Annotated in this window: 8 protein-coding genes; 1 reads left to right on the plus strand and 7 read right to left on the minus strand. The window is 72.3% G+C overall.

Annotated features, from left to right (window positions below; all coding sequences use genetic code 11):
• Positions 1–99: 99 nt before the first annotated feature.
• From ACGFT1_RS01995 to ACGFT1_RS02025, 7 genes are all read right to left on the minus strand, one after another.
• Positions 100–1080 (minus strand): LysR family transcriptional regulator, encoded by a 981-nt coding sequence (locus ACGFT1_RS01995; RefSeq protein ID WP_373907072.1) that lies wholly within the window; start codon positions 1078–1080, stop codon positions 100–102.
• 558 nt (positions 1081–1638) lie between these two features.
• Positions 1639–2613: a 2,3-diaminopropionate biosynthesis protein SbnA gene (gene sbnA, locus ACGFT1_RS02000; RefSeq protein ID WP_373907073.1), complete on the minus strand. Its 975-nt coding sequence runs from the start codon at positions 2611–2613 to the stop codon at positions 1639–1641.
• 37 nt (positions 2614–2650) lie between these two features.
• The gene (sbnB, locus tag ACGFT1_RS02005) at positions 2651–3721 is read right to left on the minus strand and encodes a 2,3-diaminopropionate biosynthesis protein SbnB (protein WP_373907074.1); all 1071 of its coding nucleotides are present in this window, start codon (positions 3719–3721) and stop codon (positions 2651–2653) included.
• Positions 3718–4722, minus strand: a complete 1005-nt coding sequence (locus tag ACGFT1_RS02010; protein ID WP_373907075.1) for a TauD/TfdA family dioxygenase — start codon at positions 4720–4722, stop codon at positions 3718–3720. Before ACGFT1_RS02010 ends, sbnB begins: the two co-directional genes overlap by 4 nt.
• A 54-nt stretch (positions 4723–4776) precedes the next feature.
• Complete coding sequence (locus tag ACGFT1_RS02015; protein WP_373907076.1) at positions 4777–8034, minus strand: amino acid adenylation domain-containing protein; 3258 nt, start codon at positions 8032–8034, stop codon at positions 4777–4779.
• Positions 8035–8047: 13 nt separating this feature from the next.
• Positions 8048–10651, minus strand: coding sequence for a Pls/PosA family non-ribosomal peptide synthetase (locus ACGFT1_RS02020; protein WP_373907077.1), 2604 nt, complete (start codon positions 10649–10651; stop codon positions 8048–8050).
• 550 nt (positions 10652–11201) lie between these two features.
• Positions 11202–12095 (minus strand): LysR family transcriptional regulator, encoded by an 894-nt coding sequence (locus ACGFT1_RS02025; RefSeq protein WP_373907078.1) that lies wholly within the window; start codon positions 12093–12095, stop codon positions 11202–11204.
• A gap of 102 nt (positions 12096–12197) precedes the next feature.
• On the opposite strand from ACGFT1_RS02025, the gene ACGFT1_RS02030 reads away from it, so the two are divergent.
• On the plus strand, positions 12198–13304 hold the full coding sequence (locus ACGFT1_RS02030; RefSeq protein WP_373907079.1) for an alcohol dehydrogenase catalytic domain-containing protein: 1107 nt from the start codon (positions 12198–12200) through the stop codon (positions 13302–13304).
• Positions 13305–13673: the final 369 nt, after the last annotated feature.

A 13673-nucleotide genomic window follows, 5' to 3' on the forward strand; every position in this document is an offset into this window, starting at 1 on the left:
GTTGACGCGAAGTGTTCAACAGGTGACATGTCCCTGACGTGACTTCAGCTGGGATATAACCGCGGAGCTATAGGGCGAGGGGAGTCACGGCCCGTTCGCTCATCCGCCGTCGCCGAGTGCGAACTCCGCTCCCCCGGCCTCCCACCAGTCCAGGTACCGGGGCCGTTGCCGCACCAGCGACACATAGGCGGCCAGCACACGCTCGCACGCCGCGTCGGCGAGCTCGGGCGGTACCGACTCCGTGTTCCAGGCCAGCAGCAGCCGCCGGTGCAACGGGATGTCCGCGAGCGGCCTCTGCACGGTGCCCTGGACGGACACATCGGCGGTCGGCCACACGCCGCAGACGGCACGCCGGCCGGCGACCAGGATCTGCGCCACGGCCAGGTCCGGCGTCACATGGGCGATGTGCGGAGTGAATCCCGCCGACCGGCAGGTGAGATGGAGGTAGGCGTGCACACCGCTCTCGTCCGCCTCCGGCATCACCCAGTCCTCGTCCGCCAACTCATGGAGGCCGACCGTCTCCTGGCTTGCCAGCGGGTGGTTCTCGGCGAGGAGGACGAAGACCGGCTCGCGGAGCAGGGTGCGTGTCACCACCGACTCGCCGACCGGATGGGGAAAGCCCGGGAACTCGCCGAACACCGCGATGTCGCACTTGGACAGGCTCAGCGATCTCACCAGGGTGTGCACGGAACGACGGGCGTCTACGGTGAGCCGGCGTTCGGGGACGAGTTCGAAGAGGGCGGAGACCAGCAGCGGCACCAGAGGGCCGGCCGCTCCGCCCGCCCTCAGCGGCGCGGCGGTCTCTGCGTCCGCCTCCGCCGCCGATCGCGCGTACTCGCGCAACCGGTCGAAGCCGATGACGAGGTCCCGGGCGCAGCGCAGCACGTACTGGCCGTTCTCGTTCGGCTTCACCCCGTCGGCGCCGCGGATGAAGAGCGGGCCGCCCAACTCGTGTTCGATGCGCTTCAGCTGAGCGCTCGTGGCCGGCTGGGACAGCTGGAGCCGCGCGGCGGCCCGGCGAATGCTGCCGGCCTCGGCGACGGTGAGCAGGATACGCAGATGCCGGAACTCCAGGTGCATGGACATTCCCCGTTCGGCGCCGGGGACCCGGGCAACCCCGAGAACGGCAGAGGCAGTTGTCCGACGGCGTGGTGACCAAGGTTCTGACGGGCCCTCGGGGGCGGCAACCACGGGACGGTAAAACCTCTGGGGCCGGTGGCGCCCGGATCACCGCCCGGGGACGTCGTCCTCCTCGGCTCGGTCCACGAGCCGCCCGCCGACCGCACGGCCGTCTCCCGCAGCCGGATGTGGCGGCGTCACGCGTGCGTACCGGATGCCACCGCGGTGCCTGCCTCAGCCGGATCGCCTCGTACGGCGCCTCCACCACCCGTACAGCGGTGCCATCAGGCGGGCCGATCGACGCGGTCGGGGCGAGTGGCGCCTCCGTGCGGCTCGGCACGACCGGTCCCCGGTGCGGCCCGCGGCCGGGGCGCCGCCGGGTGTCGGGACATTCACCCGGAAGGGCACGGGTGAGCGCCACCGGCGTACGGCCGGACGGCGGGTACCGCCGCCTCGACGTGGCCGGCGAGCGGAAGTGGGCCGCTCTCGCCGCCGAACGCCGACCCGCGCCCGCCCCGGTTACGAGGGGCTCACCCGGGCGGAGTCGAGCATGCCGTCGCCGTACAGGTCCTGCAACCAGTTCGTCTGGTAGACGGTGTCGAGGTAGCGTTCGCCGAGGTCGGGGGCGATGGCCACAGCGGTGAGGTCACGGGTGCCGTGCCGGGCCAGCCAGGCCGACGCCGCGCTGACCACCGTCCCCGTGGAGCCGCCGAACAGGAAGCCCCGTCGGGCCAGGCGGTGACAGGTGCGGATGGTGTCGGCCTCCTCCACCCGGAGCACCTCGTCCACCAACGCCTCGTCGAGGAGCGGGGGGCGCATACTCATGCCCAGGCCGGGGATCATCCGGCGGCCGGGTTCGCCGCCGAAGGCCACCGAGCCCACGCTGTCCACGGCGACGATCCGCACCGGGCGGTGCCACTCGCGGAAGTAGCGCGCGCAGCCCATCAGGGTCCCGGCGGTGCCCGTTCCGATGAACAGCGCGTCCAGGCGAGGGAAGTGCCGGGCGATCTCCGGTGCCGTCGTGCGGAAGTGCGCCCGCCAGTTCTGCGCGTTGGTGTACTGGCTGAGCCACACGTACCGGTCGTCGGACGCGCACAGCCCGCGGACGTAGTCGAGCCGGGTGCCCAGGAAGCCCCCGTTGGTGTCCAGGTCGGCCACGACGTGCACCTCGCTGCCGAGGGCCTCCATGAGCAGCCGGGTCGAGAGGTTGCAACGGGAGTCCGTCACGCACAGGAACCGGTAGCCCTTGCTCGCGGCGATCATGCTCAGGGCGACACCCAGATTCCCGGACGAGGACTCGACGAGGATGGAATCCGTTGTCAGGGTTCCTTCCCGCTCGGCGCCCTCCACCATCTCCTTCGCGGCCTTCAACTTGATGGAGCCGGCGAAGTTGAAGCCCTCGCACTTGAGGTAGAGGCGGCATCCGAAGCTCGGCTCCAGGTCGATGAAGAGGTTTCCCTCGTTGAAGGCATGGGGAGCGGAGATGACGGGCACGGCAGGCCTCCTGGTCCCAGGGCTGAGGGCGACGGCCTCAGCCGTACCGGCGCAGATCGTGGAAGAAGTCGTCGATGAGGCGGAGTCCGCCCGCCCGGGCCACCTGGTCGTAGACGTACTTGCCGACGGCGAGGTCGAGGACGCCCAGGCCGAACGGGGAGAAGACCACCGGCCGGTCGCGCGGCGGGACGGTCCGGCCGAGCAGGACGTCGTTCAGCGTGCCGTCCAGGAAGTCGCGGCTGCCGGTCAGCTGTTCGGCCAGGTGCGCGGAGGTGTCCGCCTTCAGGCAGTGCTCGACGTCGTCGACGTAGTTCGCCGAGGCGAGCAGGACCTCGGGGGCGAGGTCGCGCAGCGACACGTGCAGCACCACGGGGTGGTGGCGGAACCAGCCGGGTGTCGTGACGTGGGGCCGGCCGGCGACGGTGGCGAAGACCACCAGGTCGCTGCAGCGCACGAGGTCCTCGGCGCTGTCGTGGACGGTGACCCGCTCGCCGGCGCCGGCCTGGCGCAGGTAGCCGGAGAACCCGGCGGCGCTGTCGGCGGACAGGTCGTGCACGCCGATCGCGTCGAAGGTCCAGCCGGTGCCGGCCAGGAAGGTGTGGATGTACCGGGCGATCAGCCCCGTGCCGAAGAAGCCGACACGGCGGGGCCGGGGCCGGGCGCGGGTGAGCCGGTCGGCCGCCAGCGCGGCGGACGCCGCGGTCCTGGCCGCGCTGATGACGGAGCTCTCCAGACAGGCGAACGGGTAACCGGTGTCGTGGTCGTTGAGGATCAGCACCGCGGAGGCCCGCGGCAGCCCGCTCCGTACGTTGTCGGGGAAACTGGAGATCCACTTCATGCCGTCCACCCGCACCGGGCCGCCGAGGGACGCGGGCAGCGCGATGATCCGTGACGCGGGGCGGTCGGGGAAGCGCAGGAAGTACGAGGGCGGGTTGACCGAGTCCCCGGCGCCGTGCAGCCGGTAGGTGGCCTCGACCAGGTCGACGAGTTCCTTCTCGCGCCCGTCGAGTGCCCGGTGCACCTGCTCGCCGGAGATCACCGCGAAGGTGGGCGCCGCTTCCGGGCCGGGCGGGGCCGGCTGGGCGGGCGTGGGCAGCAGATCGGTCATCGTGGGCTCGCCTCCGGGGTCGGGCGGTGGTCGGCCGGGCGGTGCGGCTCGGCCAGGCCGACGACCACCTGCCGGTCACCGGTGAACGCCTCCCGGCTGTGCGCGGTGCCGATGTTGTCCACCAGCATCAGGTCACCGGCCTGCCAGGGTTCGCGCCGGGTGTGCTCCTCGTACGTGTCGTTGAGGAGCCGCACGACGTACTCGTCGATCGGGGTGCCGTCGCCGTAGCGGGTGTTGAACGGCAGACCGTCCGCGCCGTACTCGTCCAGCAGGTACTCACGCACCTCGGGGGCGAGCGTCCACTCGTTGAGGAAGGCGATCTGGTTGAACCAGCAGCGCCGGCCGGTGAGCGGGTGCCGTACGACGGCGCTGCGACGCTGCTCGGTGCGCAGTGAGCCGTCGGCGCCCCAGGTGAAGTCGATGGCGTTCGCCCGGCAGTAGCGCTCGATCTCGCCGCGGTCCTCGGTGCCGAACGACTCCGCCAGGGACGCGCCGATCTCGTCGTTGTAGGTGCGTGTCAGCAGCCAGCCCTCCCGCTCGAACCGTTCCGTCAGCTCACCGGGCAGGGCGTCGAGGACCTGCGCGGCGTCGGCGACCGCCGTCGCGCCGCCCTGCTCGGGGGCGGTCAGACACGCGAACAGCAGCAGGCCGGGCACCTCCAGCGGGTAACTCAGCTCGTGGTGCATGCACATCGGCTGGTTGGCCGGCCAGGGCGTGGAGGAGTACAGCGCCGGACCGTGGGCCTCCCGCGGGGCGAACGCCTCCCGCTCGGGCAGCAGCCGGCCGGCCAGCCGCGTGAAGACGGCGCCGGCCCGGTCCGCGTCGCGCAGGCCGAGGCCGCGGACGAGCAGCGCCCCGTGCTCGGTGACCCGCGCCCGCAACGCCTCCCGGTTCTCGGCCGCCCAGCGCGCGGGGTCGTCGGGCGGGTCGACGCGCAGTATCGCGGGTCTGTCCGGCCGCGGCTCCACGTCGAGCGGTGCTGCCAGGGATGAGGACGTCATCTCGGTTTCCTTTCGGTCACCCGTCGGAAGGGAGGGTGGGCAGGGGCGCCGGCCTCAGGTCGGGGCCAGCGGGACGGCGGCGCTCAGGACCGCCCGCGCCGCCTGGGCCGGCCGGGTGCGCGGGAAGTGGTGGCCGCCGTCGGCCAGTTCGTGCAGTTCGACATGTTCGGCCAGGAGCAGCCAGTCGCGGTGGCGCTCGGCGTAGCCGGCCGTGTGCGGGTCGTCGGCGGCGACGACCACCGAGACCGGCGCGGACAGTCGTGCCGCCGGCGGACTCTCCAGGGCCGCCTGGAAGTAGCGGTGCGCGGACACGCAGTCGTGCCGGTACGCCGCGGCGATGTGCTCGGCGTGCGGCGCGGTCAGCTCGGCGAGTTCCGGATGGCCACCGTCCGCGGCCAGTTCCGCGACGATCTCCGCGTCACTGCGGCCGGTCAGCTCGGCGGCGGCGGCTCGCCGGTCCGCCGCGGTGCCGAGCAGGTGGGCGCCGAGGAACACCCGTGTCACCCGCACACCGTGCTCCGCGAGGGCACTGGCCGTCTCCAGCGCCGGGGCGGCGCCCGACGAGTGGCCCCACAGCATGACCCGGGTCAGGCCGCGCGCGGCGATCTCGGCGGCGACCCGGCCGGCCACGTCCGCGATCGGCACGAACGGCTCACGGCCGGCGGCCGGATCGTGACCGGGTGGGTCCACCGCGAGAACGGCCGGGCCGTCACCCGAAAGCGCCGCGGCCAGCGGACGGAAGTTGACCGCGTTGCCCCCCGCGGACGGGAAGCACACCAACGCGCACTCGGACGCACCGCCCGCCACCGACAGGAGCTCCAGCAGCTGAGTGCCCCGCCGGCCGGCGGCGTCGAGGAGGGCGGCCAGGTCGGCGAGCACGGGATTGCGGGTGATGTCCTTCAGCGACACCGCGCGGTCGAGCGCGATGCTGAGCTTGACCGCCGTCAGGGAGGTGCCACCGGAGTCGAAGAAGTGGTCCGCCCGGCCGATCCGCTCCTCGGGCACGCCCAGCAGTGCGGCCCAGGCCGCCGCGACCCTCCGCTCGGCCGGGCTGAGCCCGCCCTCCGCCGCCGCGACCGGTCCCGCGGCCGGCGCCGTCCGCCCGGCCCGGGCGATCAGGGCCTTGCGGTCGGTCTTGCCGTTGGCGGTCAGCGGCAGGCCGTCCCGCCAGTGGAAGGCCGCGGGCACCATATAGGCGGGCAGCTCCGCCGCGAGCGCCGCGCGGAGCGTCTCGGGCTCGTGGCGCGTGCCGGTGTGGAAGGCGACGAGCTGCTTGTTCCCACCGCCCCGCTCGACGACGACCACCGCACCGTCGCGCACCCCGTCCACCCGCAGGAGGGCGTTCTCGATCTCCCCGATCTCGATGCGGAAGCCGCGGATCTTGACCTGGCCGTCCCGGCGGCCGAGGAACTCCAGCTTGCCGCCGGGGTGCCAGCGGCCCCAGTCGCCGCCCAGGTAGAGCCGCTCCCCGGGCCGGTAGGGGTCCGTCCGGTAGGCCTCACGGGTCCGTTCGGGATCGTTGACGTACCCCCGGCCCACGCACACGCCCGAGAACGCGATCAGTCCCGGTGCGCCCAGCGGCATCAGCGACAGCCGCTCGTCCACGACGTAGACGCGCACGTTGCCGACCGCCCGGCCCAGCAGTACGCGGTCCGGTACCGAGTCCAGCACCTCGTGGTTGGTGTCGTCCGACGTCTCCGTCAGCCCGTAGGCGTTGAGCAGCCTGATCCCCGGCTGCACCGCGAACCAGCGCTGGACCAGCTCCCGTTTCAGCGCCTCACCGGTCACGGACACCCACCGCAGGTCGGGCAGGGCGCGGGGGTGCTGCTCCAGGTAGGAGACCACGACCTCCAGGTAGGAGGGCACCAGCTGGGTCACGGTGACCCGGCCGCGCACCATCGTGTCCAGGAACCGCTCCACGTCCATGATCTCGTCCTGGCCGACCAGCAGCGTCCGCCCGCCGACCAGCAGGGCGGCCACCAGCTGCCAGAGCGAGATGTCGAAGGACTGCGGGGCCGTCTGCGCCACCACGGACCCTTCGCCGACACCCAGGTCGTCGATCTTGGCGTACAAGTGGTTGAGGAGGCCCGCGTGCTCGCACATCGCCCCCTTCGGCTCGCCAGTGGAGCCGGAGGTGAAGTAGATGTAGGCCAGCTGGCCGGGTGCGACCGGCACCCGGGGGTCGCCGTCGCCGTGCGGCTCCGCGTACGCCGTCCCGACCGGCAGCTTCTCGGCTCCCGGCACGGCCGCCAGTGCCTCGTCGAGGGTGCCGGTGCCGCCCGGCCCGGTGAGCACCAGCCGGCAGCCCGCGCGCGACAGCGTCGCCGCGATACGGCCGGCCGGGAGGTGCGGCTCGACCGGCAGGTACACGCCGCCCGCCTTGAACACCGCGAGCGTCGCCGCCAGCCAGTCGAGGCCGCGTTCCATGGCGACGGCGACGACGTCCTCCCGGCCCAGCCCGCGGGAGAGCAGCGCCCGCGCCAACCGGTTCGCGCGCGCGTTGAGTTCGCCGTACGTCCACTGCCGTTCGCCCTGCACGGCGGCCACCGCGCGCGGGTGCGCCCGTACCCGTTGCTCGAACAGTTCGTGCGCGCGGGCGTCCGGCAGCGGCCGGCGGGGCCCCGCCAGTCCTTCCAGCTGCTCGCGCACCTCGTCGGCCGACAGCAGTCCCTGCCGGGCGTGGTCGGCGTCCGGGTCGGCCGCCAGCAGCGCCAGCGCCTTCAGGTGGTAGCCGGCGATCCGGGCCGCGCTCGGGGGGTCCAGCGCGTCCGTGCGGTACCGCAGGCGCAGCAGCAGCCGTCCGCCCCGGTCGCACCAGCGCACGCGCAGTACGGCGTCGTCGCCGCCCGGCGTCTCCTCGGCGCCCTGCGGGCCGAACACCACCTCGTACGACGGCTCGGTCAGTCCCAGTTCGCGCCGCAGCCCGGCCAGCGGGAACTCCCGGTGCGCCAGCACCTCCGCCTCGGCGCGCCCGGCGGCCGACAGCAGAGCGCGCCAGGACCCCGCGGGCACGGCCAGGCGGCAGGGCAACGGCTCACCGTGCACTCCCGCGGTGTACCCCGTCACCACCTCCTGCTCGCCCGACAGCGCGGCCAGCACCTTGGCGTGCGCCGCCAGGAGCACCGCGCTCAGCGGGAGTCCGGACCGCCGCGCCAGGCGGCGCACCGAGGCCGCCACGTCGTCCGGGACCGCCGTCCGCTGCTCCAGCGCTCCCGGAGCCGGCTCCGGGGCCCACCGCGGCACGGCGGTGGCGCCGCCGGCGGTCAGCACCCGGCCCCAGAACTCCCGGTCCGATTCCACACGCGTGTCCATCGAATGGCCTTCCTCAGCTCTGGGCGGTCGCAGGGGCGTCGGCCGCTTCCACGGCCGGGACGGGCCCGCGCGGCCGGCTGCCGGCCTTAGCCATGTCCACGGCCGGATTACCGCCCCACCGCGCGTCCGGGGGGACCTCCTCGCCCTTCATCAGGAAGGAGTCGGCCGCCAGCACCGCACGGTCGCCCATGGTCACGCCGTAGTGCACATGAGCGCCGACGCCCAGCGTGCAGCCGGCGCCGAGGGTGGTGCCGTCGGACTTGAAAGTGCCGTCCTCCTGCGAATGGCACTGGATCTTGCTGCCGACGTTCAGGGTGCAGTCGTCGCCGATGGTGGCGAGCGTGCGGTCGGTCAGATAGCAGCCGTCGTCGAACACCCTGCTGCCGATGCGGACGCCCAGCATGCGCCAGACGAGGCTCTTGTAGGGGGTTCCGTTGAAGACGTCGAGGAAGTTCGAGGGGACCTTCCACAACCGTTCCTGGAGCCAGAAACCCCGGTCGTAGATCGAGCACAGTTTGGGGCTCAGCCTGCGGAACGACAGCATGCTGCGCTCCACGAGCACGTAGTAGACGGTGGAGAACGCGAGCGTCAGCGCGAGATAGGCGGCGATCACCACGTGACCGATCACGCCGTACAGGTCCACGGAGGCGAGGGCGAGCAGCGTGAGTGCGAAGACGTGCACCCAGCGCACGCACAGCATCACCGCCATCGACCGGAGGTTGTACCGGTTCTTCGCGGCGAGCCGGCGGCGCAGCGCGTCACCCGACCGGAGATGGTCGAACCGCGCGTCCCGGTCCACCGACCGGGGAATCTCGAAACACGGCGACCCCAGGAGCCCCACGCCCTCCCGGACCTCGCCGTCGAGGGGCACCATCACCTTGGTCGCGAGGAGGCAGTTCTCCCCCGTCCTGCCGCCCGCGGGATAGGCGATGTTGTTGCCGAGGAAGTTGCGGGGCCCGATCGACACCCGGGAGAGCCGGAACGACGTGGCGGAGTACTCGGCGTTGAGCACGGACAGCCCGTCGGCCACCATCGTCCCGCTGCCGACGGAGACCAGGAAGGGCGTCTCGTGCTGCATTTCCGTGCCGAAGTTGGAGCCGGTCTGCTCGACGTGCGACAAGTCGTATCCGAGGCCGCGAAGGTAGTGCACGATGTACGAACTGTCCCCGAACAGCCAGGCGAAGAACTTGACGTTCGTCATGCGGGCCGCCGTCCGGTGCACCGTGTAGTGGAATCCGTAGAGCGGATAGACCCGGCCGGGCCGGACGAACAGGCGCAGCAGCCGGGGCAGGGTGTACAGGGCGGCCAGGCCCAGGACGACGGAGCCGGCGAACAGCACGAGCGAGACGGCCAGCGCGTCGGAGACCAGTTCCGGCCGGCTCAGCGCCGCCGTCCGCGGATCGAGCCGCTTGCCGATCGCCGGCACCTCGGTGAACAGCATGTACACCCCGCCGACGGCGAGCGGAACGTACAGGCCGAGCACCTGGAGCATCGTCACGCACCCGAACCAGGTCCGGCGCGCGGTACCGCACCGGGCCGGCGGGACCCGTACGTGGTCGACCGCCGTGGGCTCGGCCGGCGATCCGTGCCAGCGTTCGCCGTCCGGGACCGCCCGGCCGCGGTGCAGCGCGGAGGTGTGGCCCAGCTGAGCGCCGTCGCCCATCGCGGTGTCGATGTCCAGCACCGTCTTCTCGCCGACGAACACGTCCCGGCCGAGTGTGACCCGGCCGGTCTGGATACGGCCCGCGTGGGCCCGGTACCCCAGGAAGAACGCCTCCTTGCGGATGACCGTCCCGGCACCGATCGTCACCAGGTCGGTGCAGACCGGGACGGAACGGGAGAGGATCGTGACGCCTTTCCCGATCCGCGCGCCCAGCGCCCGCAGATAGAGCACGTACAGCGGGGTTCCGACCAGGAACACCATCGGGTTCGCGTGCAACAGCACCTTGACGAGCCAGAAGCGCGCGTAGGCCGGCCCCCAGACGGGGAACTCGCCTTCCTTCCAGCGGCCGACGAGGAGCCACTTGGCGGCGACCGGGAAGGCGCACAGCACGACGAACCCGATGCCGCCGAACACCAGCGACCGCAGATAGACCCCGGTGAATCCCGAACCGGCGGCGATCCACTCGTATCCCGCGGCGGTCACGAAGCCGGACACCAACGAGTACCCGAGGAAGACCAGCAGTTGGAACGCCCCGCACAACGGGTGGGCGAACCGGCTGCGGCGCGCCGCCGGAACCGCTGGTCCCGTGGACTCCACCGGCGCGGACGGGGAGGCGGCCGTCCCGTCGCCATCCGGCGCGGCCTGCGCGAGCGCGGCCGTCAGGCTCCGGATCGTGGGATGCCGGTAGATGTCCCGCATCGAGGGGGACGGCAGCTCCGGGTTCTTCCTGAGCCGCGCGCAGAACTGGGCCATCACCAGGGAGTTCGCGCCGAGATCGGCGAAGAAGTGACGGTCGACCGCGACCTGTCCGGCGCCGGTGACCTCGGCCAGTACCGCGGCGAGTCTGCGCTCGGTCTCCGTCTCGCTCTCCGCCTGCGCCGCCCCGGTGCCGCTCATGGTGACGGCAGGCTCGTCCGGCCCGGCTATGGGGACCTCGGAGGACTGCTCCACCATTCGATCTCCTGAGAACGTACGGATGGGCGACGGCGACCCGATCACAGGTGATCAGTAAGCGCCGGTTTCAGTCTGGACAGGCGTTCACCGGGCTGCCACTCAACATCGCCACCGGCGCCCGCCGGAAAAACCCCGACGGTTGCCGCGCCCCTTGGTTTCCGCGCGACTGTGCGTGCCGGACGATTCACCCGAACGGCGGCCGACGCTCGGAGGAGGCCCCGGGCACTGCACTGCTCGATGACGTGTCCCTCCAGGGCGAGAGCGCTCGTGATGCCCGGCGGCCCGAAGGAGGCGGCCGCTCACCCGCCTGAGGGCGCGGGTGGCCGTCCGGGGCATCGGCCGAGCGGCTGACGGGCGCAACCGCGGGGCAGCGGTTTCAGCCGCTCGACGGCGCGGCGGCGCGCCGATGGGGAGGTGCGTCGGCCACACGTGGGGGCGCGTGGCCGTTTCCGGCGCGACGGGCCGGCCGGCGGCATTGATGGACCCGAGGGACGCGCGGGTGATCGCGCGGGCGGCGACCGGGGTCGGCCGGCCGCCGCGGCGGTACGTGTCAGACGGTAGAGGTGATCGCTCGGGTGACGGCCGTGATCGCCGGGGTGGGGCGGCCGGGGAGGCGGGCCACGAGAACACGGCGGATCTCGGGAGGCGCGCCTTCGACGTGCACCAGGCTCACCCCGGGCGGTAGCACCGGCGAGAGCCGGGACGGCACCGTCGTCACCCCGAAGCCGTTGGCGACCAGATGGAGTTTGGTCAGCCAGTCGCGTGCGCGGTGGACGATGTGCGGCCGTCCGGGCAGGCCGGGCCAGACGCCGAGCAGTGGCTCGGAGTTCGACGACGGGGTGGCGATCCACGGGGCATCGACCAGTTCGTCGACATGCACCGTGGTGCGGCCGGCGAACCTCCCGGTCGTAGCCGTCGCCAGGACCAGTTCGGTGTCCACGGCGGCCTCGACGTGCAGGCGCGGCGACTCGCCGTCCAGGGGCCGGTGGGGCGGGCGGGACGTCAGCACGGCGAGGTCGATCGAGCCCGCCCGCAGCGCCCGGATCAGGGTGGGTGTGGTGCCCTCGGTCGTCGTGAGCGTGATCTGCGGGTCGGTTGCCGTCAGGCGGGTGAGCGCGGCGGGCAGGATGACGGCGCCCGCGCTCAGGAACAGTCCGAGCCGCACCGGTTCGGTCCGTGGGACCGTGCCGGTGAGGTCGGACTCGGCCGCCGCGAGGCAGTCCAGGATGGTGCGGGCGTGGCGCAGCAGGGTCAGACCGGCGGGGGTGAGCCGCACCCCGTCGGGACGGCGGTCGAACAGGGTGGCGCCCGCGCTCCGTTCGAGGGAGACGGCCTGTCGTGAGACCGCCGACTGCGTGTAGCCGAGCCTGGCGGCCGCCGCGGTGAAGCTGCCGGATTCCGCGATCTGCCTCAGGACCCGCAGGCCCGTACTGGAGATGTCCATGCGGTGTACGCATACCACAGATGCCGGATCGTCGCTTCCCGCATGATCTCCGCACTCCTACTGTCGATGCCGACGGAACCGGACGAACATGGAGGTCATCGCATGCGAGCAGCAGTACTGACGCGGTTCGGCGCCCCGCTCACGGTGCGGGAGATGCCCGACCCCGAGGCCGGCGGCGGTGAGGTGGTGGTCGAGGTACTGGCCACCTGCGTGCCCCCGTACGCGGCCGAGGTCTTCGGCGGCGAACGGAACTACCCCCTCGTCCCTCCCGTCGTACCCGGGATCGGCGGCGTGGGACGGATCGTCCACGTCGGTCCGGACGCCACCCGGCTGCGCGCCGGGGACATGGTGTGGTGCGACTGCACGGTGCGCTCGCGGGACGACGCCCTGACGCCCGACATCACGCTCCAGGGCTGGAGCTCCCGCGGCGAGGGCGGCGCGCGGCTGGCCCGGTACCTGCACGACGGGGCGTTCGCCGAACTCATGCGGGTCCCGACGGAGAACGTCTTTCCGCTGCCGGCCGCCGCGGGGAACGACCCGGCCCGCTGGGCGGCGCTCAGTGTGCACACCATCCCTTACGGCGGGCTGCTGGCAGGCGGGCTCGCGGCTGGTGAGACGCTGCTCGTCAGCGGGGCCACCGGCAACCTCGGCAGCAGTGCGGTCGCTGTCGCGCTCGCGATGGGGGCGGGCCGCGTGGTCGCGCCGGGCCGCAACCGGGCAGCGCTCGGCCTTCTCGCCGACCGGTTCGGCCCGCGTGTGCGCCCGGTGCCGCTGACCGGGGACGAGGCCGTCGACCGGGCGGCGATGTCCGCGGCGGGCGACGGCCCGATCGACATGGTGATCGATCTGCTCCCGCCGAGCGCACCCGCGTCCGCCGTGCGTGTCGCGGCCATGACCGTGCGCGAGTACGGTCGTGTCGTCCTCATGGGTGGCGTCGGCATGCTCGGTGGTGACGCCCTCGCTCTTCCGTACCCGTGGATCATGCGCAACTCGGTCACCGTGCGCGGACAGTGGATGTACCCGCGCACAGCGAACGCCGGCATCATCCGGCTCCTCGCCTCGGGCGCGCTGGACCTCGCTCCCGAACACGTCCGGTCGTACGGCCTCGATGCCGTCAACGACGCCGTCGCGTACGCCGCCTCGCACGGCGGCCCGTTCGACCGCACCGTCCTCGCCCCCAGGGCGACCGTCGGGCCCGCGAGCAGGTGACCACGCCCCGCCTCTCCACCTCCGGGAGCCGCTGTCCCGTTGCCCGGTTCCCGGACACGGGGTGCCCGAAAGGGCGCGGGACGGCCTTTCGCATGACCGATCTCACTGCGGACGATGCCCGGTTCCTTTCTTTAACCAGCCGGTAATTCAACGGTCTGTGAATAGACGTCTCGACGGACGGTGGAGACAGTAGGCAAGGGGCATGGACGGGACCGAAGTTGCCCCTCGCTGACCGCAGTCGACCCCTATCGGATGATGGTTGACAACGTTGACATAGACGGATACGGTTTCTACCTGCTATAAGCACCTAATCTTTAATTCGGAACTCGACCAGCAAAGCTGCGGACAACCGAATCGGTTTCGGCCACT

Origin of the sequence: Streptomyces sp. Y20, assembly GCF_043195475.1 — a bacterium.
Lineage (GTDB): Bacteria > Actinomycetota > Actinomycetes > Streptomycetales > Streptomycetaceae > Streptomyces.

Coding starts and splice junctions, on each gene's coding strand:
- ACGFT1_RS01995 (WP_373907072.1), bottom strand. CDS start 1,080: ATGCACCTGGAGTTCCGGCATCTGCGTATCCTGCTCACCGTCGCCGAG.
- sbnB (WP_373907074.1), bottom strand. CDS start 3,721: ATGACCGATCTGCTGCCCACGCCCGCCCAGCCGGCCCCGCCCGGCCCG.
- ACGFT1_RS02010 (WP_373907075.1), bottom strand. CDS start 4,722: ATGACGTCCTCATCCCTGGCAGCACCGCTCGACGTGGAGCCGCGGCCG.
- ACGFT1_RS02015 (WP_373907076.1), bottom strand. CDS start 8,034: ATGGACACGCGTGTGGAATCGGACCGGGAGTTCTGGGGCCGGGTGCTG.
- ACGFT1_RS02020 (WP_373907077.1), bottom strand. CDS start 10,651: ATGGTGGAGCAGTCCTCCGAGGTCCCCATAGCCGGGCCGGACGAGCCT.
- ACGFT1_RS02025 (WP_373907078.1), bottom strand. CDS start 12,095: ATGGACATCTCCAGTACGGGCCTGCGGGTCCTGAGGCAGATCGCGGAA.
- ACGFT1_RS02030 (WP_373907079.1), top strand. CDS start 12,198: ATGCGAGCAGCAGTACTGACGCGGTTCGGCGCCCCGCTCACGGTGCGG.